Consider the following 23,050-nt stretch of genomic DNA (forward strand, 5'->3'; position numbering starts at 1 on the left):
ACTCCCCCCAGGACGCACCCATGCTGGAGTCGCGTGATGGCACCGTCAAAGGTGTGGCGAACTCCACATGCACGCCTGAGGCTCGGATATACGAGCGTGAAGGATGTGACAGAAGTGAGAGTGTTATCGGCTTAAGTCTTGCCGCCTTCGGCCCGAGCGGCGCGCACGTCGGCCCGGCGTGTCGAGCGCATCGCCCCAGGTGGGAGGGGGTCGAGGCGTCGATCGGCGCGGCGCCGGGCCCTCGCGGGGTGAGGGCGATGTCTCTCAAGCGAGGTTGAGATACATTGGCTCCCATGTCCGACCGCATCGCCGTCCTGGGGGCGCTCGCCGACCCCCATCGGCTCGCGCTGGTCGACGCGCTCGCGGACAGCGACCTGGCGCCCGGCGAGCTCGCCGAGCGCAGCGGGCTCGCCTCGAGCCTCCTCGCGCATCACGTCCGGGTGCTCGAGCGTGCCGGCGTGGTGGTGCGGCGCCGGTCCGACGCCGACCGCAGGCGCTCGTACCTCGCGCTCGTGTGGTCGCCGCTCGTCGCGGCGGCCGTCGGGGCGCGCGACGGGACCCCCGAGACGCCCGCCGCGCGCGTCGTGTTCTCGTGCACCGGCAACTCGGCGCGGTCGCAGATGGCGGCCGCGCTGCTCGCCGCCGAGCGCATCGTGCCCGTCGCGTCCGGCGGCACCGATCCCGCCGTCCGCATCCACCCGCTCGCCCTGGACGAGCTCGCGCGCCGCGGGCTCGCGCCCGTGTCCTTCGCCCCGGCGCGGCTCGACGAGGTGCGCCGCGACGGCGACCTCGTGGTGGCCGTGTGCGACCTCGCGTACGAGGAGTGCGGCGGCGACGTCCATTGGTCCGTCCCGGACCCCGCGGTCGAGGGCACCAGCCGTGCCTTCGCCGCCGCCTTCGACGCGCTCGCGCCCCGCGTGCGCCGTCTCGCCGCCGACCTGGCGGCCCCCGCCCGATCAAGGAGTACCGAATGACCGACAAGCCCGCCGTCCTGTTCCTGTGCGTGAAGAACGGGGGCAAGTCCCAGATGGCCCTCGGCCTGTTCGCCCACTACGCGGGCGAGCGCGCGACCTCGTGGTCCGGCGGGTCCCAGCCGGGCGAGGCGCTGAGCGCGGGCGCGGTCGCCGCGATGGCGGCGGTCGGCATCGACATCACCCACGAGCACCCCAAGCGGTGGACGGACTCGCAGCTCCAGGAGGCCGACGTCATCGTCACCATGGGCTGCGGCGACGCCTGCCCGTACATCCCCGGCAAGCGCTACGAGGACTGGGCGATCGAGCCGGGGCCGTCGGAGGACCAGCGCGACCAGATCGACGCGCGCGTCCGGGCGCTCATGGACAGCCTGGGCCTCGAGCCGGGCCCCTCGGTGGTCCCCGCCTGACCCGGTCCGTGCCGCGGGGCGTGATCCGGGACCGACGCCCCTGGCACGACCCCGACCCGCGGGTGGAAGAATGGCGCGCGTGACGACCACCGCGCACCCGATCGCTCAGCCCGGCTCGACCGATCTGGTCGCCGCGCTCGCGCGGGCGATCGACGGCGAGGTCGACGCCGCCCCGCGTCGCCTCGCGGAGTACAGCACCGACGCCTCGAACTACCGGATCCCGCCGCAGGCCGTCGCCTTCCCGCGGGACGCCGACGACGTGCTCGCCGCGCTCGCGGTCGCGCGCGAGGCGCGCGTCCCGGTGACGATGCGCGGCGGCGGCACCTCGGTCGCGGGCAACGCGATCGGTCCCGGGCTCGTCCTCGACGTCAGCCGGCACATGAACCGCATCCTCGACGTCGACCTCGAGGCCAGGACCGCGCGAGTCCAGCCCGGCGTGATCCTGTCCGACCTCCAGCAGCGGGTCGCGGGCGCCGGGCTGCGCTTCGGGCCCGACCCGTCGACGTCCACGCGCGCGACCCTCGGCGGCATGATCGGCAACAACGCGTGCGGCCCGCACGCGGTCGCGTTCGGACGGACGGTCGACAACGTCCTCGCGCTCGACGCCGTCGACGGGCTGGGACGGCGCTTCGCCGCCGGGCCCCGCGCGGCGGGGGAGGTGCCGGGGCTCGAGGAGCTGGTGCAGGCCAACCTCGCGCTCATCCGCACCGAGTTCGGACGCTTCTCACGTCAGGTGAGCGGCTACTCGCTCGAGCATCTGCTGCCCGAGCTGGGCGCGGACCTCGCGAAGCTCCTCGTGGGAAGCGAGGGCACGCTCGCCACGGTCCTCGAGGCGACGGTGAGGCTCGTCGACGTGCCGGCCGTACGGCTCACCGCGGCCTTCGGGTACGCGGACATGCCCGCGGCGGCCGATGCGGTGGTGCCGATGCTCGCGCACGCGCCGCAGGCCGTCGAGGGGCTCGACGCCCGCCTGGTGGCGCGGGTCGCCGGCGCGACGGGACCCGTGCCCGACCTTCCGCACGGCGCCGGCTGGCTCTTCGTCGAGGTCGGCGGCGACACCGAGGAGGAGGCGCGGGCGACGCTCGCGGCGCTCGCCGCGGACTCGGGCACGGATGCCTGGCGCGCCATCGAGGATCCGAAGGAGGCCGCCCGGCTGTGGGCGATCCGCGCCGACGGGGCCGGGCTGTCGGGGCGCACCCCGGACAACCAGGAGGCCTGGCCCGGCTGGGAGGACGCCGCCGTCCCTCCCGAGCGGCTGGGCGCCTACCTGCGCGACTTCGACGCGCTCATGGACCGCCACGGCGTGGTCGGCCAGCCCTTCGGGCACTTCGGCGACGGCTGCATCCACGTGCGCCTCGGGATCCCGATGCAGGAGGACGGGCGCCCGCTGCGTGCGTTCATGGAGGACGCCGCCGCGCTCGTCGCCTCGCACGGGGGTTCGCTCTCGGGGGAGCACGGCGACGGCCGCGCGCGCTCCGAGCTGCTGTCCGCGATGTACTCCGACGAGGCGGTCGCGCTGTTCCGCGGCGTCAAGCACCTCTTCGACCCGGAGAACCTGCTCAACCCCGGCGTCATCGTCGACCCCGACCCGCTCGACGCCCACCTGCGCCGCCCGGCCGCGCCCCGCACGCCTGCCCTCGGCCTCGCGCTCGAGCACGACCACGGCGACCTGGCGGAGGCCGTCCACCGCTGCACGGGCGTGGGCAAGTGCCGCGCCGACGCGATCGGCTCCGGCTCCGGCTTCATGTGCCCCAGCTACCAGGCGACCGGGGACGAGAAGGACGTGACCCGCGGACGCGCGCGCGTGCTCCAGGACGCGATCAACGGCACGCTCATCGGCGGGCTCACCGCGCCCGAGGTGCGCGAGAGCCTCGACCTGTGCCTCAGCTGCAAGGCGTGCTCCGCCGACTGCCCGAGCGGCGTCGACATGGCCGCGTACAAGTCCGAGGTGCTGCACCGCACCTACAAGGGCCGGCTCCGCCCGATGACGCACTACTCGATCGGATGGCTGCCGCGCTGGCTCAAGGTGGTCGGCCTCGCGCCGCGGCTCATCTCCGCGGTGCTGCGCCCCGACTGGATCCAGCGGCTCGTCGTCCCGATCGCGGGGATGGACAAGCGTCGCCGCCTGCCCGAGTTCGCGGTGCCGTTCCGCAGGTCCCAGACGGCCCGGACCCGGCGCGCCGACCCCGCCAAGGCCACCCGCCTCGACAACCTCGTGGTGCTGTGGGCGGACTCGTTCACCGACGGGCTCGACCCCCAGATCCCGACCGCGGTGGTCGAGGTGCTCGAGGACGCGGGGCTCGACGTGGTCGTGGTGGCCGGCGACGCCTGCTGCGGCGTCACGTGGATCTCGACCGGGCAGCTCGACGGCGCCAAGACGCACCTGTCGCACCTGCTCGGCGTGCTCGGCCCGTGGGCCGTCAACGGCGTGCCGATCGTGGGCGTCGAGCCCTCGTGCATGGCCGTCCTCCGCGGCGACCTCACGGACCTGCTGCCGGACGACCCGCGCGCCCACGCCGTCGCATCGTCCACCTACACGCTGGCCGAGGTGCTCACCGGGAGGGCGCCCGCGAAGCCCCGCGAAGGCTGGCGCCTCCCGGACCTGGGCGACGTCACCGCCGTGGTGCAGCCGCACTGCCACCAGTACTCGGTGATGGGCTACGCCGCGGACCGCGAGCTGCTCGCGCGTGCCGGCGCGACCGTCACCGAGACGGCGGGCTGCTGCGGGCTGGCCGGCAACTGGGGCACCGAGAAGGGCCACTACGACACGAGCGTCAAGGTCGCGGAGAACTCGCTGCTGCCCGCGCTGCGCGAGGCGCCCGCCGGGTCGATCTACCTCGCCGACGGGGTCTCGTGCCGGACGCAGGCCGACGACCTCGCGGGGGTCGAGGGGCGCCACCTCGCCGAGCTGCTCGTCGAGCGCCTCCCGGCGCGGTGAGCGGCGTGCGCGCCGCGCTCCTCGCGCTCGCGATGACGATGGCCGCGTGCTCCCCGGGCGGCGGCGGAGGGTCCCCGACCGCGGGAGCCGAGGTGCTCGAGGTGGTCGCGGTCGGCGACTCCCTGATGTTCGGCGACTCGACGTCGTTCACGGCGGAGGGCCTGGGGCAGGGCTCGTTCCTGTGGTGGGCGCTCGGGGACGAGGCGCGTCTCGCGGGCGGCACCGCGGTCCCCGGCGCGACCTCCGTCGAGCAGCGCGACCGGGTGCGTGCCGCAGAGCCGGTCCCGGATGCGGACGTGCTGGTGCTCGCGCTCGGCACCAACGACCTCGCGGTGGGCCTGCCGTTCGCGCGGACCTCGGAGGCGCTGATCGAGATCGCCGCGCTGGTGGACGCGCCGCGCACGCTCCTGCTCACGGTGCCGCCCATCGATCTCGGCGGTCCGGTCGCGACGGCGCCGCTCAACGCGAGGCTCGCCGCGCTCGCGGAGGCGCAGGGCTGGGAGCTGGTCGATGCTCCGGCCGCGGTGCGCGACGGCGACGGGTGGGCGGACGGGATGACCCCGGACGGCGTGCACTACACGTCGGACGGCGCCCGCGTGGTGGGCGAGGCGCTGGGCGCTGCGCTCTCTGCTGCCTGAGCCGACCCGCTAGGGTCTGCGTGTGGGCCGGGGGATGAGGATCGTGATCGCGCTGCTGGCGTTCGGCCTCGTCTTCGCGGTGGTCGGATGGCCGTTCTTCGTCGCGCCCGCGCACGACGAGCCGCGCGCCGTCGACGCGGTGTACGTGATCGGTCCGCCGACCGACGCGCGGATGGCGCTCGCGGAGACGATGGTGGCCGACGGGCTCGCCGACACGGTGGTGGTGTCGCTCTCGGACAGCGCCGAGGAGCGCGAGGTGCTGCCCGAGGCCTCCCGTGTATGCGACGAGCCGCAGGACTACGCGGTCCTGTGCTCGCAGCCCGAGCCGTTCACCACCCGCGGCGAGGCCCGATGGATGCGCGACCTCGTCGCCGCCGAGGGGTGGGAGTCGGTGGCCGTCATCACGGTCACCCCGCACCTCACGCGTACGCGCGTCATCATGGAGAGGTGCTGGAACGGGGACATCGTGTACATCGACTCGCAGGAGACGCTCATGCCATGGGAGTGGGCGCACCACTACCTCTATCAGTCCGCGGCCTTCGTCAAGGTCGCGTTGGAGGACGGATGCTGAGGCGGCTCGCCGGCCTGGTGGCGACGGCGGCCTTGCTCGCCGGGTGCTCGAGCACGCCCCCGCCTCCCGACGAGCTCGCGCAGGAGATGTTCGACCTCGCGAACGAGGAGCGCGTCGCCCAGGGCGTGGAGCCCGTCGAGTGGAGCGACTGCCTCGAGGAGAAGGCGGCTGATCGCGCCGAGCCCTTCATCGACGATCCGGACCTCGAGCACGAGACGCTTATGTCGTCGTGCCACGAGGGCGCGAAGGCCGGCGAGAACCTCGCCCGCTCGAACCTCTCCGCAGCCGAGGTGGTCGAGGCGTGGATGAACTCCGCCGGGCATCGCGCGAACCTGCTCGACGCGGACTTCACGATCGGCGCGGTCACGTGCGTGCTCGCGGACCCCGGGCCTGAGGGCGAGGACTCCGGCATGCGCGCCTGCTCGTTCCTTTACGAGGGCGAGTCCCCCGAGTAATCTCGCCCGCCTCCGAGGCGTCGCGCTGCGCGCGGGCACGCTTCCACGCGGCTTTCCTGCATACCAGAATGGCGCGAACAAGAAAATAGCGACATTCCGCCCTCGCGGTGCTAGCGTCGAAGGAGCAGCCGTGGGGTCAGGGGGGCCATGCGGGTGGAGGGGGTTGAGGGACCATGTTCGGTCGTGCTTTCGTGGGTGCAGTCATCACGGGTGGCGTCCTGCTCGCACCTGCCGCAGCGTTCGCCGGCACCGACGGTCAGTCGGAGTATCCGGAGGGCGAGTACCCGTCGGCCACTCCGCGCATGCTCTGCACCCCGTTGTTCACCCCGCCGGGGCTGCCGTTCAACGTGCTGATCTCCGGGCCCGAGGGCGGCATCGCGACCGTGCAGGCCACCAATGCGGACGGCGATCCGACGTTCGTGGACGACGCGCCCGCGGTCGCCGGGACGGTGACATCGGCACCCAAGGAGCTCACCGAGTTCCTTGAGACGGACGTGTTCGGTGCGCGGTTCCAGATCATCGTGCCCGAGAACACGGTCGGGTCGACCGTCGCGGTCGGCTTCGTCGACGGTGTCGAGGTGGGGACGTGTGAGATCGGTCTCATCGAGGTGTTTTCGACGCCTACGCCGACGCCGTCCGAGTCGGAGACCAGCACTCCCGAGCCGTCGGAGTCGGAGACCAGCACTCCCGAGCCGTCCGAGATCGTGGTGGTCGAGGACGCGCCGCCCGGCGAGGTCACGACCACCGGGGCCGTGCTGTCCGGCACGGGCTTCGACGGGCTCCCGATGGCGGCTGGTGCCGCGGCCGTGCTGCTCGGCGGAGCGGCCGCGGTGGTCATCGCGGGTCGTCGCACAGCCTCGGGGGCGGACGAGTAGCAGTGGGCCCGGCGTGCGCCGCCGGCACAAGGTCTCGATGACGCTGATGGGGGGTCGGTGATGTCGATCGCAGTCGTAGCGCCGGCACGCGTGAACGTCCGCAGGGCGGGCGCATCGCTGCAGCGGCGCATCGCGCTCACCGACGTGCTCGTGGTCGCCCTCGTCATGGTGATCTCCCACGGGCTGAGGTTCGGTTGGGATCCCTTCGTGGGGTGGCTCGGGCCCGCGGGTCCTGCGCCGTGGTGGGTGACCGTCGCGATCGCCGCGATGTGGATCCTCCAGCTCTCCTGGACGCGGTCGCGTGACATCCGCTTCCTCGGCCAAGGGCCGGAGGAGTACGCCCGCGTTGCGAGCGCGGGATGGCACACGTTCGCTGCGGTCGCGATCGTCGGGTTCTTCACTCAATGGACCATCAGCCGCGGCTATCTGCTCTTCGCGCTCCCGCTCGGCACGCTGGTGCTGTTCGGCTACCGGGCGGCCTGGCGCGCGTGGCTGCAGGAGCAGCGCTCCGTCGGGCGCATGCGCCAGCGGGTGGTGCTGGCGGGTCCGCAGCGCACGGTCGAGCAGATGATCCGCCGCTTGCGCCGGGACCAGAAGGACCACCCGTACGAGATCGCCGGTGTGTGCCTCTCGGGCGGGTCGAGCGGGCCGCTCGCGCCCGACATCGGTGCGGTGGCGGTGCTCGGTGCGATCGGCGACGCGCCGGATGCGGCCGGTGAAGTCGACGCCGAGTTCATCCTGCTCGCGGGGACCGAGGAGGTGTCGCTGCCCGAGGCCCGACGGCTCGAGTTCGCGCTCGAGGACACGGGGGTCGGGCTCATCGTGGCGTCCTCGGTCGCGGACGTCGCGATCCCGCGCGTCGCGGTGAGCCAGGTCGCGGGGCTGCCGCTCATGCACGTCGACCCGCCGCGCTTCACCGGGCCGACGCTCATGCTCAAGTACGCGGCGGACAAGGTCGGGGCCCTCGTGGTGCTCGCGGTCGCGGGCATTCCGATGATCGCGATCGCGATCGCGGTGAAGGCCACCAGCCCCGGTCCGGTGCTGTTCCGGCAGCGTCGCGTGGGCATGGGCCACGAGCCGTTCGAGATGCTGAAGTTCCGGAGCATGTACGTCGACGCCGAGGCGCGCAAGGACGAGGTCATGGGCGCGGGCGACGACGGCAACGGCGTCCTGACCAAGCGGCATGACGACCCGCGGGTCACCAGGATCGGTCGCGTGCTCCGCCGCTACTCGCTCGACGAGCTGCCGCAGCTGTTCAACGTGCTCCTCGGCGATATGTCGCTCGTGGGTCCGCGGCCGCCGCTGCCCGCCGAGACCGAGATGTGGGATGAGGACGTGTCGCGCCGCCAGCTGGTCCGGCCGGGCATGACGGGGCTGTGGCAGGTGAGCGGACGCTCCAACCTGTCGTGGGAGGAGAGCGTGCGGCTCGACCTTCACTACACGCAGAACTGGACGCTCGCGCTCGATGCGGTGATCGTGCTCCGCACGGTGCGCGCCGTGCTCGCGGGACGGGGTGCGTACTGATGGCGACGGGGCGTAGGGCGGTTGACGCTGCTGTCTGGTTTGAGTCGATTGAGCAGTCGGGGCGGTTTGTGCTTTGATAACGACGTCATGTCAATGACGTCCGACGGTAGGGGGGCCACGGATGGACATCGAACGCGTACTCGTGACGGGAGGGGCGGGCTTTCTCGGCTCGCACCTGGTGGATCGGCTGATCGCCGAGGGCCACGAGGTCCTGTGCGTCGACAACTTCTTCACCGGCTCGCGCCGCAACGTCGAGCATCTGCTCGGCCACCCGCGCTTCGAGCTGCTGCGGCACGACGTGACCTTCCCGCTCTACGTCGAGGTCGACCGGATCTACAACCTGGCCTGCCCTGCGTCGCCCATCCACTACCAGCGCGACCCCGTGCAGACCACCAAGACAAGCGTGCTCGGGGCCATCAACATGCTCGGTCTGGCCAAGCGGCTGCACGTGCCGATCCTCCAGGCGTCCACCTCGGAGGTCTACGGCGACCCCGAGGTGCATCCGCAGGACGAGTCCTACTGGGGCCGGGTGAACCCGGTCGGCACGCGAGCCTGCTACGACGAGGGCAAGCGGGCCGCCGAGACCCTGTTCTTCGACTATCGGCGTCAGCACGGTCTGGACATCAAGGTGATCCGCATCTTCAACACCTACGGCCCGCGCATGGCGGAGAGCGACGGTCGTGTGGTGTCGAACTTCATCGTCCAGGCGCTGAAGGGCGAGCCGATCACCATCTACGGTGACGGCTCTCAGACCCGGTCCTTCTGCTACGTCGACGACCTCATCGACGGCATGGTGCGTCTCATGGGGACCAAGTCGGGCTTCACGGGTCCGGTCAACGTCGGCAACCCGGTCGAGTTCACGATCGCCGAGCTCGCCGAGGCGGCCGTCCGGCTCACGGGAAGCACATCCACGATCGAGTATCGGCCGCTGCCGGCCGACGACCCGCGCCAGCGGCGTCCCGACATCGGCATCGCCCGCGACGGGCTCGGCTGGACCCCGCGGGTGCCGCTCGAGGAGGGCCTCGCGAGCACCGTGGAGTACTTCAAGGGCGTCCTCGACGCGCAGCGGTCCCTCGAGGAGGCCGCGTGAACGCGTCCGGCTCCGGAGCATCCACCTCGACGACCACCACCGCAGCTGAAGGGACGGACGACATGTCGCTCTCGCCGGCGGCCGACACCCAGGCCGCCATGACCGCTCTGCCGATCTCGATCATCCTCTTCGCGAAGAACGAGGCCGAGACGATCGGGAACACCCTGTCCCACCTCGGCGCGTTCGAGGACGTCGTCGTGATCGACTCGTTGAGCGAGGACGGGACGGCCGACATCGCCCGCGCGGCAGGGGCGCGCGTGGTCGACTTCGACTGGAACGGCGAGTACCCGAAGAAGAAGCAGTGGAGCATGATGCACGCGGGCTCGAAGCACCGCTGGGCGCTGCTGCTCGATGCGGACGAGTACCCGAGTGCCGAGATGGTCGATGAGCTCCGCGATCTGCTCCCCGAGCTCGAGAGCGGCCGGTACGGCGCCTACGAGATGCACCTGCGCTACCGCTGGGAGGGCGAGTTCCTCAAGCACGGCCACCGCGTGACCAAGCGGTCGCTGGTGGACCTGGAGCGCAGCTTCTTCCCCGAGGTCGACGACCTCTACGCTCCCGGCATCCGCGAGATCGAGCTGCACTTCCAGCCGCAGACGGAGGCGCCCATCGGGATGATGAGGACCCGCCTCGTGCACGACGACCGCGATCCCGTCACCTCGTGGTTCGCACGTCACAACCATTACTCCGACTGGGAGGCGCACCTCCACATGCATCCGGAGGCACGCCGCGACCTCGCCACCAAGCGCACGTCGAAGGGCGAGTTCTGGGATCGCGTGCCCATGAAGCCCCTCGTGTTCTTCGTGTACTCGTACATCGCGCGGCTGGGCTTTCTCGACGGCCGCCGCGGCTTCGACTACGCCTTCGGGCTCGCCGCGTACTACTGGCAGATCGGGGTGAAGGTGCGCGAGCTCGAGCGCCGCGAGACCGCCGCCGCATGACCCCGACCGAGCCCGCGAGCCTCCGGGTGCTGCAGGTGGTGAACACGCTCGCGGTCTCGGACGGTGGTCCCGCGCTCCATTCCCTCGACGTCAACGCGGCGCTCAACGCGCGGAGCGATACGAGCGCCCATCTCGCGTGGGTGACGGGGCGCCCAGACGAGTCGCACCTCGCGGACGGCGTCCCCGCAGGCGTGTCGACGTCGCTTGGGCGCAGCGGGTTGCGCGAGTTGTGGCGGCAGGTGCGCGGCGCCGATGCGGTCATCGTGCACGGCTTCTACCTGCCCTGGGTGCCGTGGGTCGCGCTCGCGTGCCGAGCCCACGGCGTGCCGTTCGTGGTCATGCCGCATGGGGTGTTCACCCGCTATCAGCGGCAGCGCTCGCGCGTAAGGAAGGCGGCGTTCGACGCGCTCGGCGGGCGCGCGACGCGGCGCGCGGCGGCGTCCTTCGTCGTCGCGACCGTGGGCGAGCAGGAGGAGCTCGCGGAGGCGTACCCGGGCATCGTGAGCACAGCCGTCGGGGTGGGTACCGCGATGCCGTCCGCGCCGGCCACGGGCGAACGCCATGAGCCCATCCGGCTCGTCACCCTGTCGCGGATCGCGCCGAAGAAGCGGATCGACGTCGCGATCGACGCCGTCGCGCTGCTGCGCGACCGGGGTGTCGACGCGCGGTTGACGATCGCGGGGACGGGACAGGACGAGCTGCTGGACGGGCTGCGCGCCCAGGTGAGGAGGCTGCGCCTCGAGGACCGCGTCGTGTTCGCGGGAGAGGTGCGCGGAGGAGCGAAGACCGCTCACCTCGTGCGCGGGGACGTGCTCGTCGCGCCGAGCGAGGACGAGAACTTCGGGATCTCGATAGCGGAGGGGCTCGCGCACGGCCTGCCGGTGGTCGCCACGCGCTTCGTGGGTGCGGCGCTCCCGGCCGATCGCGTCGCGGGACGCGTGATCGACGAGGTCTCGGCGGCGAGCCTCGCCGATGCGGTCGAGGCCCTGCGCGCCGTCGCGGACTTCCCGCAGCTGCGCGAGCGCGCGCGGGGCGTCGCAGTCGAGCGCTACGGCTGGGCCTCGGTCGCCGGCCGGTGGCGCGACGCGCTGGCGCGCGCGACGGAGGAGCGGGACGGCGAGCTGTCGCCCGCCGCGGGTGGTGGAGGGCGCGCATGAGCGCGTTCGCGCTCGCGGCACGGCTCGTACGGGCCGTGCGGGTGCGGCTCGAGGACCTGGCCGCGACGCTCGCGGTCGACGCCCACGCGCTCGTCGCGCGGCGGCCGCTCGTCGCCGAGGACGGCTACGGCATCGTCACCTACACGTCGCACGGCGAGCGCGCCTCGAAGGCCTGGCGCGCGGCGGTGTCCATCGGCCGCGGCGCGCAGCGGCCCTCCCGGCTGATCCTCTGGCTCGAGCCTCGGGACCTCGCGGCGGCGACCGGCCGGCGCTGGGACCGGCTGCGCGGGCTCGGGCTCGAGGTGCGCGAGGCGCGTCCGGGGCTGGGGCCGCACACCAAGTACTTCGGCGCGCTTGAGCTGTCGGTCGCGAGCGGCGAGCCGATCGTCACCGCCGATGACGACGTCATCTACCCGCGCCGCTGGCTCGCGGCCCTGCGTGGGGCCCAGGAGGCGGAGCCGGGGCGTCTCGTCGTCTCCTGCTTCCGGGCGCGCGTGATGCCCGCGGACGGCGGCCGTGCGGCGCGATACGACGCGTGGCCGCTCGCGACGCGCGCCACGCTCGCCGAGGACCTGTTCCTCACCGGCGTCTCCGGCGCGGTCTACCCGAGCGCCTTCGCGGCGCTCGCGCTCTCGCGCGGCACCGAGTTCCTCGACCTCTGTGCCCGTGCCGACGATGTCTGGCTCAACCGGCTCGCGCGCGACGGCGGCTTCGCCATCCGGCTCGTCGACGGCGTCAGCGTCGACTTCGCCGCCGTCATCGGCACCCGCAACACAGGTCTGAGCCGCCGCAACGTGGTGGGTGACGAGAACACCGCGCAGATCGAGCGGACGTTCAGTGGGATGGCAGGGTGGCCGCGCTAGCGGATCGTTCAGGTGTGAGGAGGTGGCCGGCATGGCCGTTGACCTTGTTGATGTGATCGTCCCGACCTACAAGCGGCCCGATCTGCTCGAGGAGGCGCTGGCGAGCATCGCCGACGCGTCGCCTGCCGGGTGCATCCGCGCCATCCTCGTGGGTGATGACACGCCTGACGACCGTGTGGCCGCCAAGAACCGTGAGGTGATCGCCGCCAGCACGTTCGCAACCCGCACGCAGTATTTCCGGAACCGGCCGTCGCTGGGCAACTATCCGAATCAATGGGCGCTCGCGTCGCAGGTCGAGGCTCCATATATGTTGATCCTCCACGACGACGATCATCTCGCTCCCGGGTCGATCGACACTCTCGTGGAGATGGCGGGCGCGGACAGTGACGACTCGGTGGTCTTGTGGTTCGGGCGACACGATCTCATGGGCCCTGACGGTGACGTCGAGGCGGAGGCATCCATCGCGAACAACGCCCACTTCAAGCGCGGCGGCGATCCGTTCACACTGCCTCTGTGGCGGCTCGCACTTGACCAGACGGTCCCGCCGAACAGCTTCCTCATCCGTTCGGGGGCCTATCGCGAGTTCATGGGTGGCGCCCGCGAAGGCAACGTGGGTGACATCACGCTGATCATCAGGCTCGCGAACGCCGGGTTCTCAGGCAGCTACGCGCCCTTCCACAACTTCACGTACCGTCGCCACCCGGACTCGAACACCGGCAGAGGCGGTGAGGACGTGCACTACAAGTTTGAGGCATTCGAGTCGCTGGTGGTGCCGCACGACTTCGAGGCCCAGAAAGCCACGGTGCTGCGCTACTACGCGCCGGTCGCCGCACGCTGCTACGCACGCCGCGGCGAACGCGGTCGCGCTTGGGCGGTGCTCAACTCGAAGGTGTTCCCAGGCAGGCTGACCAAGGAGGGTGCCAAGACAATCGTGACGATGGTCCTGCCCGTCTAGCCTCGGCGCTCGGGCGAGAGGCACGTCGGCGCGACCGGTGGACCGCGCCGGCGGCGCGGCGTTCGCCCTAGTCCGCGGGCGTGTCGTGGACGGGTTCCCGCTCGATGGGCTCGACCCCTTCTTTGCGGCGGATGCCGGACCCCGCTTGGAAGGCTGCGGTGATCAGCCCGGGGAGCGCGCCTGTCGCCATGAAGATCGCCGCTCCGGTCTCGGTCGAGAGATCGAGCAGCAGATATCCGGCCGTGAACCACACGATCGTGGCCGGAGCCATGATCCACGAGCCGCCCGTCCAACCGCGGGACAAGTTCATCGTGCCGGCGCCGGCGGCAAGCGCTCCCAGGACGGAGCCGGCGTTGACGATGAGGAACTCCGCGGTCAGGTGCGAGTACTGAGGGCCCAGCAAGGAAAGGAGGGGTACGCGCGCGAGCGCCGCGACAAGATAGATCGCGCTCGCTCCGGCGAAGACTCCGAGCAGCACCATCGCGTAGCGGCGTCCGATCTCTGCGGTGGAGCCCTTGGAGCGCGCGAATGCTGGGCTTAGCACCTGTCCGACGATCGTCGATAGCAGTCCGAATATCAGGCCGTAGCGTGAGACTGCGGTGACGCCTGCGAGCGCGGTGGTCGCGCCGAGGGCGCCGAGCAGAAAGCTCGCGCCTTGCGACTGGGCCACCACCACGAGGTTCAGCGGAAGCAGTCGCCTCACCGCGCGCTTCATCTCGGCGGTGTCGCCGGGGCTGATCGTCCTGTCGCCCAGGTCGAGCATGCGGCGCGTCCGGAATCTCAACCAGATGGTCTGCACGCCCGTGGCGACGCCGTTCCCGACGGTGGGTGCGAACACGCTGAGCGCGGCGAAAGGGATGAGCGCGACCACGCCGATGAGTCTGATGACGGCTGACGCGAGGCCGGACCGTTGCATCACTCCGAACTCGTACATCAACTGCAGCAGCGCGCGATACAGCGATCCGTTGAGTGTGATGAACACGGTGCCGATGGTGATCGTGGTCAGGGCCAGCGACGTCGCAATCCCCGCGCCGTTCTGCAGCAGCAGCCAAGCGAGCAGGGGGCCTACGGCGACGGAGAGGGCACCCGCGATCACATTGCGATAGAGACGGGCGGTGTGCAGCAGACCGCCCAGCCTCGATGCGTCGGGCATGTGCCTGCCTCCGATGGCCACCACTTGGCTGCCGATGCCCGAGTCGCCGACCACGGTGATCGCGGTCGCGGTAGCGACCAGGAGCGCGTACTGCGCGTACCCCTCGACGGAGAGGAGCCGCGCTGCCAGAAGTCCCGCGACCATCCCGATGGCTTGGATCCCGCCTTGAGCGAGGCCGAACGCAGCCAGCCGGCCGCCCCACCTTCGGAGCCGCGCGCGATCCAGTGCAAAACGCGTCATGAGGTGGCGTCCGATCCGGCGAGGCAGGTCATCGGCTGGTCACGCGCGACGGTAGAAGCGTCCGATGAGCGACGCTGTCTGCTGCGAGGCCTTCATGCGGGAGAGCTCGCGCCGGCTATGGCTGCGTACGGGGCCGTCCGCGTAGTGCAGGTAGAACTTCGCTGCCTTCGAGGGCGGGGTGCCTCCAAGGGCGTTGCGGATGAAGCGCCCGCGCCATGGCTTGCGTGCGCCGATTGCGTGCGATAGATACTCGCCGCCGGCGGCGAAGTCCATCGAGGCGGGGTCCGCGAGGCCGACGGTCACGTCGGTCACCATCAACGCCATGTTCAACGCGTCCTGGTCTGGAGTGGAGAACAGGCTGGTGCCATGGCCTACATGGAGGCCTGCATCCTCTCCCATGATCTCTCGTGCGTCCGCGCACAGGCGCTGCCACGTAGTCAGGAACAGGGATGCGTCGCGCGAGGCGCTGACGAAGCCGCCGTTGACGTACGAGTCGATCGCGCGGACTTCGATGAGAGCCTTGGCCGCGAAATGCTGGCGCCACAGGGTACGCAGCGGAGCGGTGTTCGGAAGGCGTCCGTTGACGTCCTCGATCGCGCACACATCGGCGCTGATGAGCCAGGGGGCGAGGTTGTGCCACGGGCATTTCACGACGATGTCGGGATCGATGTAGGCGACGACATCGGCGTCGCGTGCGTGCTCGTTCAGCACCTCCAGCATGAAGGTCGGCTTGAAGAGGGTGAGGTGCATCGTCGTGTCGAGCGGTACGAACCGGAGCGTGAGGGCGGGCGTAGCGGAGAGTGTGACCGGCCCGCTGTCACCGGCCGCACCGGCGCCGGCCCACGCTGGTGGCCGACCCCGGACGCCCACGACGAGCTCGCCCGCGAAGCCGCTTGACGCGAGCGAGTTCGCCAACGCGGCTACGCCATGGTGATAGTCACCCTCGTACAAGGTGCACAGAACTATGCTCACGCGCGATCCCCCCTCAACTGGTGCGAAGCGCGATCGAGCCTCGCGGAGCGCGACCGTGTCTTGATCATGCCGTGTCCGAGACGCGGTGTGAAGGGTGTTCTGCGCGATATGTCCTACGTTCCGTGGGTGTTCATGCGGCGCTGAACACCTCGGTGACCGTAGCGCCCAGGGCGGCACGATGTGCGTGCCACGGCAGCTGGGCCGCGCGCGAGAGCGCCGCTTCGCGAGATGCCTCGCGGGCGTCCGCATCATCCGCGAGCAGGGCCAGGCGGGCGGCGATGGCGTGGGAGTCGCGGATCGGGACGATCCACCCCGGAGCCGCCTCGCCGGTGAGGCCGCCGATCAGCTCGGGCCCGGCCGTGTGGTCGGTCGCGATGAACGGCGTCCCCTGCGACATCGCCTCCGCCAGCACGAGGCCGAACCCCTCGAACAGGGACGGCAGTACCAGCACGTCGTGGTCGCGCATGAGCGCGAGCACCTGGGTCAGCGGCAGCGAGTCGATGTGCTTGACTTGCATGAGAGCCCGGCGCAGCACATCGTTCTCCGGGTCGCTCGGGCGTCCGACGACGGTGACGTCGACAGCGCCCTCGAGCGCGCGCACGGCCTCGAAGAAGTACGAGAGCCCCTTGCGCTGCGAAAGGCCCCCGACGTAGAGGACGCGCAGCCGCCCCGTCGACGGGGCGCGTGGAGCGCGGTTCGGCTCCGGCACGCCGTACGGCACCACCGTGATGTCGAGCGATTCCCCGCCGGGTGCGCTCGCGAGCGTGCGGCGGGTGAAGCTGCTCGCGCAGATGATCCGTGAGGCGAGCGCGATCTCACGATCCTTGCGCTCCAGCTTCTCCGGCGCTTCCCTCAGCGCGGAGATGGTCGACGCCCACGCGGGCGCGAGCTCTGCCTCCTCGCTGAGGATGCGCCTCGACTCTCGCCAGTAGCCGATCGGGAGGTCATAGATACGCGCCAGACCAAGCGCGTGCGCCGCGGCGAACGATGTCGCGGCGCCGTCCTCGTACAGGTAGACGCCCGCGAAGCCACCGGTGCGGAGTCGGCGCTCCACCGCCGCATCGACGGCCTCGGCGCGCCGCCGGATCGAGAAGTAGCCGTTGCGCATGTCCGTGCGGATGACGCGCTGCCGCTCGAGCGCCAGCCGCATCGCCTCGGGGATCGGGTGCGTGCGGATCGCTCGCGCGAGACGTGGATCGAAGGCGCGGCGTTCGAGCTCGCTGCGCAGGCTCCGCGGTACGCGCCGCGCGAGCGCGGTGGTGTCGAGACCCACGTGGAACTCGGCGAGCAGCCCCGCCTCCTCGAGCGCGAGCGCGGCCTCGCGCACGTTCGTGTTGGCGTTGGGGTGCCCGAGGATCAGTCCGTTCATGTGATCGCCTCATGGGCCCGGGCGAACGCGTGCCGCGTCGTGACGGGGCGCTTCGACGCCTTCGCGGCGGGCGTGCCTCCATGGTCGGGTGGGGAGAGCGTGCCGCTGGTCAGCGCGATGATGGCAATCGTGACCGCGAATCCGCCTTGGATGCTGGGCTGCTGGGTCACGCCGCCGAGTGACAGAGCCGCGGCCAGCACCGCGAGGGCCATGAGTCGCGTTGGCGGGGCCGAGCCGGCACGGATGACGATGTGCACTAGCGCCCAGAGAGCGCCCACCAGCGACAGGATCGCAAGCCCGTAGCCGACGACCCCGAGCTCGGCCATGTACTTGAGCTTGTCGTTCTCCGCCCAAGCGGTTCCGAGCCTCTGCACGCCCACCGAGGAGTGCGCGCCGGCACCTGACCCGAGCAGTTGTACCGGCTCGGTGATGAACCCGACGATGCCGGAGAAGATGCGTGCACCGGTGTCCTCGGACCTCGACGCCGTATCGACGCGCGTGGAGAAGGCCTCGAGCACGTCCGCGAACACGCGGTTCGCGATGACGAGCCCGAGCGTGATGGCGCCGAGCATCCCCAGCACCGACACTAGGGAGCGGATCGTGAACCGTCGGGCGGCGATGTACAGCAGCACCACTACCAGCATCACCCCGACGATCGCGATGGCGCGCGAACCGCTGACCGCAGACATCAACGTCAGGGCACCGAGCGCGCAGCCGTGCAGCAGACGGCGGTGCGTGCCGAACGTGACGCGCGCGACAGACATTGCCAACCCGAGCCCGATGAATGGTGCGAAGCCGGCGGGCGCCGTGAACGTCGCGGACGGCCGCACGGCCGTCCCCGCGTTCACGAAGCTCGCGTCCTCGCCTGCCGTCTGCCGGTTGATCCATGCGGACGGTTCGGAGAGGACCTGAAGGATCACGATGGGCAGCAGGATGAGCGCAAGGACGGCGATGGTGTCGGTGACGGCGTCGAGCGCGGTCGCGTCGGCGTACGTCATGGTGAACACCAGCAGCAGCAGCCCGGAGACATACCCGCGCAGGCCCAGGACGAGCACCTGGGTGTCGACGGTGCCCATGAGCATCGCGACGGTCCCGTGGATCGCGAGGAAGAAGGTCGCGGCCCAGAGAACGGGCCACCAGAGGTGGCGCCGACGCGGCAGGCCCTGAATGTAGAAGGCGGCCATCGCGCCCACGAGGGCCGCGTCGCGCGCAACGTAGAAGGGCTGATCGAGCGCTCCGGGTCCCCATTTGCGGATGGCTCCTTCGAGCACCCACAGCGCCACGTACCCGGCGAGCACGCGGCGCGCCGCCATGCGCGTGGCGATCTCCTGTGTCTCGCGTGACACCGCCCGCGTGATCAGCCTCGCGCGGGGCATCGCGACGGGCACCTGCCTCTGCGGCGTCGCTACGGGTACGCGCATCCGGCGACCCCCCTCGTCAATGCACGGGGCCCGAACGCCGGCCATCCTCAACGGCCGACGGGCCCTCGCACCGATCGTAACGGTGTGATGCGGCGCATGCCTAGGGCGGAACCGGCGTCCCCCGAGAGCGCGCTCGCCCGTGATTCGAAACCGGGCGACCAGGATCTCTGGGAGGAATGGGTCCATACCCCTATGCTGGAACGTAAGTGGGCGGGAGGGGGACCCGGCATGGAGTTTCGCGACTACCTCGACGTGCTGAGATCGCGGTGGCTCTCGATAGCGGTGTGCACACTTGTGGTGGGCGCCGTAGCGTACCTGTGGTCGGATATGCAGCCGCGCGTCTACAGCACCTCGGCAGAGGCCCTGGTCACGCCTGCGGGGAGCCTGGACGAGGTGGGTGATGCCGCGACGGTCGAGTCGCGTATGGCGGTCTACACCCGGCTGGCGACGTCGGACCAGGTAGCGGCGGTGGTCGCCGAGTCGATCGGAGGCGACGCCGACGCGTTGCGCTCGCGGATCTCCGTATCGGGCTCGACGGAGACCGCGATCATGCTCTTCACCGGCACGGGTTCTGCGCCCGAGTCCGCGCAGGAGCTCGTGAACGCCTGGATGGACGCGACCTTCCTCGTGGTGAGCGATGTCGAGCGCACCTCGCGGGGTATCAGCAATCCGGAGCGGACCGTCATCAACGTGATGGTGCTGCAGCAGGCTCGGCTGCCGTCGGTTCCCGCATCGCCCGCGATCAAGCAGAACACCGCGGTCGGGTTGATGCTGGGGCTGGCGCTCGGCGTCGCCTACGCGTTCGTGCGTGCCACGCTCGATCGCCGGCTGCGGTCCCGCAACGATGTGGAGATCCAGTTCGGTGTGCCGGTGGTCGGCACGGTCCCGTGGGATGGCGCGATCGCGAAGAAGGGGCCGCTGGGCGCCGTACCCGGCTTCGCCTTCACCGAGGCCATGAGGCAGCTTCGTACGAACCTCCAGTTCATGAATGTCGACCATCCGCCGCGCGTCCTCGTCGTGACCTCGCCGGTGCCCGGCGACGGCAAGTCGACCATGGCGGTCATGCTGGCGGCGGCGATCGCGGAGTCCGGACGCGACGTCGTGCTGGTGGACGCCGACCTCAGGCGACCGACGCTCGCCAAGGCGCTCGGAGTCTCGCCCGAGGCGGGGCTGACGTCGGTGCTCGCGAGCCAGGCTTCCATCGAGGAGGTCACCCAGCAGGTCGGGGACTCAGGTCGCTTCTCGGTCGTCACGGCAGGCGTGATCCCGCCCAACCCGTCGGAGCTGGTCGGGTCGGACACGATGCGCTCCCTGCTGTACTCCTTCCCTGAGGACACCATGGTCATCGTCGACAGCCCGCCGCTCGTTCCCGTCTCCGACGCGGCGGTGCTTGCGGCGCGCACCGACGGCGCGCTCGTGGTCGCGCGTGCGGGCGCCACATCGGCCGACATGCTCGAGGAGGCGCTGCGGATCCTCGACAGGGTCCAGGGGCGTGCGCTGGGCGTGATCCTCGACGGAGTCGCTCCTGTCGGTCCCCGCGTCAAGCACTACGGCTATGGCAACACGTCGCCGGGCCTGTCGAGCCTTGGCGGTGCGCCGGCCCAGCATGACGAGGACGACTCGTGGGAGCACGACGAAGCGCTGCGCAAGGTCTTCCCTGAGGACGTGCTGCACCGGGCGGACGACGTGCCGGTCCTGGCCGAACGCGACGACGAGCTCGTCTTCGGCCAGGCGCCCGAGGGTGCCGAGAAAGGTCCGGGTGGGCACGAGTCCATCGACGAGACGCATTCCGAGGAGCGCCCGCCTGGCGAGATCTCGTTCGGGCACTCCGTCGACGCGGTCGAGGTCGCGGTGAGCGGTCGCAGCGCGGTGCGCGACACGATGCACCTGAGGCGCCTGTTCCGCACCTGAAGAGCCAGGTTCAGTCGGTACCGAGCACCCAGTCGGAGATCTCTGCGACGGCGCCGCGGATGAGCCCGTAGGACTCGCGGTAGGCGGTCGCGTCCTTGCGGTACGGGTCCGGGACGTCGTCGAGCTCGCAACCCGCGAGCACCGCGCGGTGAGCCGCGACCGCGCGCGGGAGGTCGCGTAGGCGCTCTTCCGAGGTCTCTCCTTCGAGGACGGCGCCGGTTCCGGCAGCCGCAGCGAGCTCCGACAACGTGAAGGTGCGCTTGAGGGCGAACGGGCCCGTGGACACCGCGAGGCGCCGGTGCTCGGCCGTCATCGCGATCACCAGATCCGCCTCGTGCATGACCCGCTCGGTGAGCAGGCGTGCGCGGTGAGCGGCGCCGTCGATCCCATCCTGCGCGAGCTCTGCGAGCATGTGCTCGGGGATGCCGTGGTCGACGAGCGCATGGGTGCCGGCGCTCGCCACGGTGGCGTGCCCCTCGAGGGCGCGAGCCAGCAGGAGCTCGGCGGCCGGCGAGCGGCAGATGTTGCCGGTGCACACCGTGAGAATCGTCGTCATGTCGCTCCTGGTGTCTCGGGGGACGGGGCTCGACCCCCGACGGCAGACACTACCGGAAGGGGTGCGCGCGAAGCAGACAGGAGTCTGGTGGTGACCGACTCGCCCCTGCTGCGTATTCTCGGAGAAGAGGGTCGGTGCCGAGGCTGGGGGTCGCGGGGCCGGGCCCCACTGGGGGAGGCGCGGCATGGAGTCTGGTCGGCGGCGGGTGCCGTGGAGATGGGTCGCCACGGGCATGGTCGTCTCGGTGCTCGTATGCGGTGGCCTCATGGTGTGGGACGCGTGGCATGCCTACCGCGCCTCGGAGGACCTCTCGGCGCACGCGGTGCAGGCGCGCGATGCGCTCCTGGCGCGTGACGCGGACGGTCTCCGCGCTGAGGTCGGTGCGCTCCAGGATGCCGCGCATCGGCTCGACGGTGCGACAGACGGACCCCTGTGGGGTGCCTCGGCGGTGCTGCCGTGGATCGGGGACCAGGTCCAGCCGGTCCAGGCGATCGCGCGGGCGTCCGTGGCGGTCGCCGACGATGCGTTGGGCCCGCTCGCAGAGCTGGCGGACCTCGATGCGCTCGCCGGCCCGAGCATCGTCGACGGGCGGTTCGACCCTTACCTGCTCGAGCCTGCGCGTGAGCCGCTCGGGCGGGCCGCCGCAACCCTGCTCGAGCAGTCCGAGGTGCTCGGCGCGGTGCCCCTCGCGGGGGCCGTGGAGATCCTCGCGGAGGAGTACCGGGAGGCCGCTGACCAGGTGACCGAGATGGCGGCGCTGGTCGATGGTGCGCATCGCGCCGCGACGCTGATGCCGACCATGCTCGGCGGCCAGGAGAAGCGCACCTACCTGGTCATGGTGCAGAACAATGCGGAACCGCGCGCGACGGGCGGGATCACCGGCGTCGTTCTGGAGCTCACCGTGGATGACGGGCGGTTGGCGAGCGGTCGCTTCGTGCCCGCACGCGCCCTCGTCGCCGCGCGCGACGCGTCCGCGGTGGACAGCATCACCGATGAGGAGGAGCAGGCGTTCACCGCGAGGATGGCGGTCTTCCCGCAGGACGCCAACTTCACCCCCGAGTTCCCTCGTGCGGCGCAGCTGATCTCCACATTCTGGACCCGTGTGCATCCCGGCGACGTCGACGGAGTTCTTGCCGTCGACCCGGTCGCGCTCGGCTACCTGCTGTCGGGTGTCGCTCCGATCGAGGTCGATGGTGTCATGCTCGACTCGCAGAGCCTTGCGGCCACGATGCTCAACTCGGCGTACTCGCTGTTCGAGGACGCCGAAGAGCAGGACGAGTTCTTCGCGGAGGCCGCCTCGGCGATATTCGACGCGATCATCGCCGGCGCGCCAGGCATCTCCACAGGAATCGAGCGCGGGATCGACGAGCGGCGGGTCCTCCTCTGGTCCGCGCACGACGCTGAGCAGAAGGTGCTCGCGGGCTCTGCGATCGCGGGCACCTTCTTCGAGGATGACGCGTTCGGCGTCTTCCTCAACGACGGCTCGGGCTCGAAGATCGGCTACTACGTCGACACGGCCGTGGACGTCGCCGACCGCGTATGCAAGGACGGTGCCGTCGTGAGCCAGGAGGTCACAGTCACGCTGACACACGCATTCGACGGTGATGTTGCGGAGCTTCCGGATTACGTGGCCGGCGGCACCTTCGTCGATGCGGGGGAGTTTCACGCGAACCTCATGGTGGTGCCGTCGCCCGGCATGCGGGTGCTGTCGGCGCGTGAGGGGGGCGAGGCTGCCTGGGTGGCGACCTCGTCGCTCGAGGGGCGCAGCGTAGTGTCGACCCGCGTCGTGCTGCTCCCGGGGGAGGAGGCGACGTACACCTTCGAGACCGACGCGATCGAGGGGGCTGTCCCGGCAGGCGATGTCGTGGTCACGCCTGGCGCCCGCACCGCGGTTGTGGAGCGCACCGAGCGCGAAGCGGTGGGGTGCTGACCGCCGCCGCACGATTCGTGCCCGCATCGGGCAGCCGGGTCGCAAAAGTCCCATTTCCCCTTTTCACGCCGATCTATCCGTTCTAGTCTCGGGGGAGGTGGAGCCGTGGG

20 protein-coding genes are annotated in these 23,050 nt (G+C 70.9%); 15 read left to right on the forward strand and 5 right to left on the reverse strand.

The annotated features are described in order from the left end of the window. The first annotated feature begins 293 nt into the window (after nt 1-293). From TR42_RS04655 to TR42_RS04715, 13 genes are all read left to right on the forward strand, one after another. On the forward strand, nt 294-974 hold the full coding sequence (locus tag TR42_RS04655) for an arsenate reductase/protein-tyrosine-phosphatase family protein (RefSeq protein WP_042213528.1): 681 nt from the start codon (nt 294-296) through the stop codon (nt 972-974). Then, nucleotides 971-1,381 (forward strand): arsenate reductase/protein-tyrosine-phosphatase family protein, encoded by a 411-nt coding sequence (locus tag TR42_RS04660; protein ID WP_042213530.1) that lies wholly within the window; start codon nt 971-973, stop codon nt 1,379-1,381. Before TR42_RS04655 ends, TR42_RS04660 begins: the two co-directional genes overlap by 4 nt. Before the next feature lie 70 nt (nt 1,382-1,451). Continuing rightward, on the forward strand, nt 1,452-4,319 hold the full coding sequence (locus TR42_RS04665) for an FAD-binding and (Fe-S)-binding domain-containing protein (protein WP_042213533.1): 2,868 nt from the start codon (nt 1,452-1,454) through the stop codon (nt 4,317-4,319). Nucleotides 4,320-4,324: 5 nt separating this feature from the next. After that, nucleotides 4,325-4,957 (forward strand): SGNH/GDSL hydrolase family protein, encoded by a 633-nt coding sequence (locus tag TR42_RS04670; protein WP_143058948.1) that lies wholly within the window; start codon nt 4,325-4,327, stop codon nt 4,955-4,957. Nucleotides 4,958-4,991: 34 nt separating this feature from the next. Then, the gene (locus TR42_RS14980) at nt 4,992-5,528 is read left to right on the forward strand and encodes a YdcF family protein (protein WP_042213537.1); all 537 of its coding nucleotides are present in this window, start codon (nt 4,992-4,994) and stop codon (nt 5,526-5,528) included. Continuing rightward, nucleotides 5,522-5,983, forward strand: coding sequence for a CAP domain-containing protein (locus tag TR42_RS14985; protein WP_052405598.1), 462 nt, complete (start codon nt 5,522-5,524; stop codon nt 5,981-5,983). The genes TR42_RS14980 and TR42_RS14985 overlap by 7 nt, the downstream gene beginning before the upstream one ends. Before the next feature lie 173 nt (nt 5,984-6,156). Further along, nucleotides 6,157-6,858 carry a hypothetical protein gene (locus TR42_RS14150; protein ID WP_052405599.1) on the forward strand — a complete coding sequence of 234 codons (702 nt, stop codon included), beginning with the start codon at nt 6,157-6,159 and terminating at the stop codon, nt 6,856-6,858. A gap of 60 nt (nt 6,859-6,918) precedes the next feature. Then, nucleotides 6,919-8,382: a sugar transferase gene (locus tag TR42_RS04690; RefSeq protein WP_042213540.1), complete on the forward strand. Its 1,464-nt coding sequence runs from the start codon at nt 6,919-6,921 to the stop codon at nt 8,380-8,382. A 121-nt stretch (nt 8,383-8,503) separates the two neighbouring features. Beyond that, nucleotides 8,504-9,472 carry a UDP-glucuronic acid decarboxylase family protein gene (locus tag TR42_RS04695; protein WP_174435457.1) on the forward strand — a complete coding sequence of 323 codons (969 nt, stop codon included), beginning with the start codon at nt 8,504-8,506 and terminating at the stop codon, nt 9,470-9,472. Next, nucleotides 9,469-10,413: a glycosyltransferase family 2 protein gene (locus tag TR42_RS04700; protein WP_236623359.1), complete on the forward strand. Its 945-nt coding sequence runs from the start codon at nt 9,469-9,471 to the stop codon at nt 10,411-10,413. The genes TR42_RS04695 and TR42_RS04700 overlap by 4 nt, the downstream gene beginning before the upstream one ends. Further along, nucleotides 10,410-11,570, forward strand: a complete 1,161-nt coding sequence (locus tag TR42_RS04705) for a glycosyltransferase (protein ID WP_042213543.1) — start codon at nt 10,410-10,412, stop codon at nt 11,568-11,570. Before TR42_RS04700 ends, TR42_RS04705 begins: the two co-directional genes overlap by 4 nt. Beyond that, nucleotides 11,567-12,433 (forward strand): hypothetical protein, encoded by an 867-nt coding sequence (locus tag TR42_RS04710; protein WP_042213545.1) that lies wholly within the window; start codon nt 11,567-11,569, stop codon nt 12,431-12,433. The genes TR42_RS04705 and TR42_RS04710 overlap by 4 nt, the downstream gene beginning before the upstream one ends. Nucleotides 12,434-12,464: 31 nt before the next feature. Further along, nucleotides 12,465-13,388 carry a glycosyltransferase family 2 protein gene (locus tag TR42_RS04715; RefSeq protein ID WP_042213547.1) on the forward strand — a complete coding sequence of 308 codons (924 nt, stop codon included), beginning with the start codon at nt 12,465-12,467 and terminating at the stop codon, nt 13,386-13,388. 67 nt (nt 13,389-13,455) lie between these two features. Here the strand turns inward: TR42_RS04715 and TR42_RS04720 are convergent, their stop codons facing one another. From TR42_RS04720 to TR42_RS04735, 4 genes are all read right to left on the reverse strand, one after another. After that, a complete protein-coding gene (locus TR42_RS04720; protein ID WP_042213550.1) occupies nt 13,456-14,781 on the reverse strand; it encodes a lipopolysaccharide biosynthesis protein in 1,326 nt (441 codons plus the stop codon). A gap of 39 nt (nt 14,782-14,820) precedes the next feature. Continuing rightward, nucleotides 14,821-15,753, reverse strand: a complete 933-nt coding sequence (locus TR42_RS04725; protein ID WP_143058946.1) for a hypothetical protein — start codon at nt 15,751-15,753, stop codon at nt 14,821-14,823. Nucleotides 15,754-15,883: 130 nt separating this feature from the next. Then, nucleotides 15,884-17,122 (reverse strand): glycosyltransferase family 4 protein, encoded by a 1,239-nt coding sequence (locus tag TR42_RS04730; RefSeq protein ID WP_042213553.1) that lies wholly within the window; start codon nt 17,120-17,122, stop codon nt 15,884-15,886. After that, entirely contained in the window at nt 17,119-18,468 is a 1,350-nt protein-coding gene (locus TR42_RS04735) for an O-antigen ligase family protein (RefSeq protein WP_143058945.1), read from the reverse strand. Before TR42_RS04735 ends, TR42_RS04730 begins: the two co-directional genes overlap by 4 nt. A gap of 303 nt (nt 18,469-18,771) precedes the next feature. Here TR42_RS04735 and TR42_RS04740 point away from each other — a divergent pair, with 303 nt between their 5' ends. Then, nucleotides 18,772-20,454 (forward strand): tyrosine-protein kinase domain-containing protein, encoded by a 1,683-nt coding sequence (locus tag TR42_RS04740; protein WP_074789334.1) that lies wholly within the window; start codon nt 18,772-18,774, stop codon nt 20,452-20,454. A gap of 10 nt (nt 20,455-20,464) precedes the next feature. Here TR42_RS04740 and TR42_RS14555 read toward each other — a convergent pair whose 3' ends face one another. Beyond that, nucleotides 20,465-21,010 (reverse strand): arsenate reductase/protein-tyrosine-phosphatase family protein, encoded by a 546-nt coding sequence (locus TR42_RS14555; protein WP_042213558.1) that lies wholly within the window; start codon nt 21,008-21,010, stop codon nt 20,465-20,467. Nucleotides 21,011-21,194: 184 nt separating this feature from the next. Between TR42_RS14555 and TR42_RS04750 the strand changes: the two genes are divergently transcribed. Continuing rightward, a complete protein-coding gene (locus tag TR42_RS04750; RefSeq protein ID WP_081953181.1) occupies nt 21,195-22,940 on the forward strand; it encodes a DUF4012 domain-containing protein in 1,746 nt (581 codons plus the stop codon). Nucleotides 22,941-23,050 lie beyond the last annotated feature (110 nt).

This window comes from Demequina mangrovi (assembly GCF_000759715.1).
GTDB lineage: Bacteria > Actinomycetota > Actinomycetes > Actinomycetales > Demequinaceae > Demequina > Demequina mangrovi.

Excerpts from the sequence above, each read along its gene's own strand:
- TR42_RS04655 (WP_042213528.1), top strand. The coding sequence starts at position 294 with ATGTCCGACCGCATCGCCGTCCTGGGGGCGCTCGCCGACCCCCATCGG.
- TR42_RS04660 (WP_042213530.1), top strand. The coding sequence starts at position 971 with ATGACCGACAAGCCCGCCGTCCTGTTCCTGTGCGTGAAGAACGGGGGC.
- TR42_RS04665 (WP_042213533.1), top strand. The coding sequence starts at position 1,452 with ATGGCGCGCGTGACGACCACCGCGCACCCGATCGCTCAGCCCGGCTCG.
- TR42_RS14980 (WP_042213537.1), top strand. The coding sequence starts at position 4,992 with ATGAGGATCGTGATCGCGCTGCTGGCGTTCGGCCTCGTCTTCGCGGTG.
- TR42_RS14985 (WP_052405598.1), top strand. The coding sequence starts at position 5,522 with ATGCTGAGGCGGCTCGCCGGCCTGGTGGCGACGGCGGCCTTGCTCGCC.
- TR42_RS14150 (WP_052405599.1), top strand. The coding sequence starts at position 6,157 with ATGTTCGGTCGTGCTTTCGTGGGTGCAGTCATCACGGGTGGCGTCCTG.
- TR42_RS04690 (WP_042213540.1), top strand. The coding sequence starts at position 6,919 with ATGTCGATCGCAGTCGTAGCGCCGGCACGCGTGAACGTCCGCAGGGCG.
- TR42_RS04695 (WP_174435457.1), top strand. The coding sequence starts at position 8,504 with ATGGACATCGAACGCGTACTCGTGACGGGAGGGGCGGGCTTTCTCGGC.
- TR42_RS04705 (WP_042213543.1), top strand. The coding sequence starts at position 10,410 with ATGACCCCGACCGAGCCCGCGAGCCTCCGGGTGCTGCAGGTGGTGAAC.
- TR42_RS04710 (WP_042213545.1), top strand. The coding sequence starts at position 11,567 with ATGAGCGCGTTCGCGCTCGCGGCACGGCTCGTACGGGCCGTGCGGGTG.
- TR42_RS04715 (WP_042213547.1), top strand. The coding sequence starts at position 12,465 with ATGGCCGTTGACCTTGTTGATGTGATCGTCCCGACCTACAAGCGGCCC.
- TR42_RS04720 (WP_042213550.1), bottom strand. The coding sequence starts at position 14,781 with ATGACGCGTTTTGCACTGGATCGCGCGCGGCTCCGAAGGTGGGGCGGC.
- TR42_RS04730 (WP_042213553.1), bottom strand. The coding sequence starts at position 17,122 with ATGAACGGACTGATCCTCGGGCACCCCAACGCCAACACGAACGTGCGC.
- TR42_RS04740 (WP_074789334.1), top strand. The coding sequence starts at position 18,772 with ATGGAGTTTCGCGACTACCTCGACGTGCTGAGATCGCGGTGGCTCTCG.
- TR42_RS14555 (WP_042213558.1), bottom strand. The coding sequence starts at position 21,010 with ATGACGACGATTCTCACGGTGTGCACCGGCAACATCTGCCGCTCGCCG.
- TR42_RS04750 (WP_081953181.1), top strand. The coding sequence starts at position 21,195 with ATGGAGTCTGGTCGGCGGCGGGTGCCGTGGAGATGGGTCGCCACGGGC.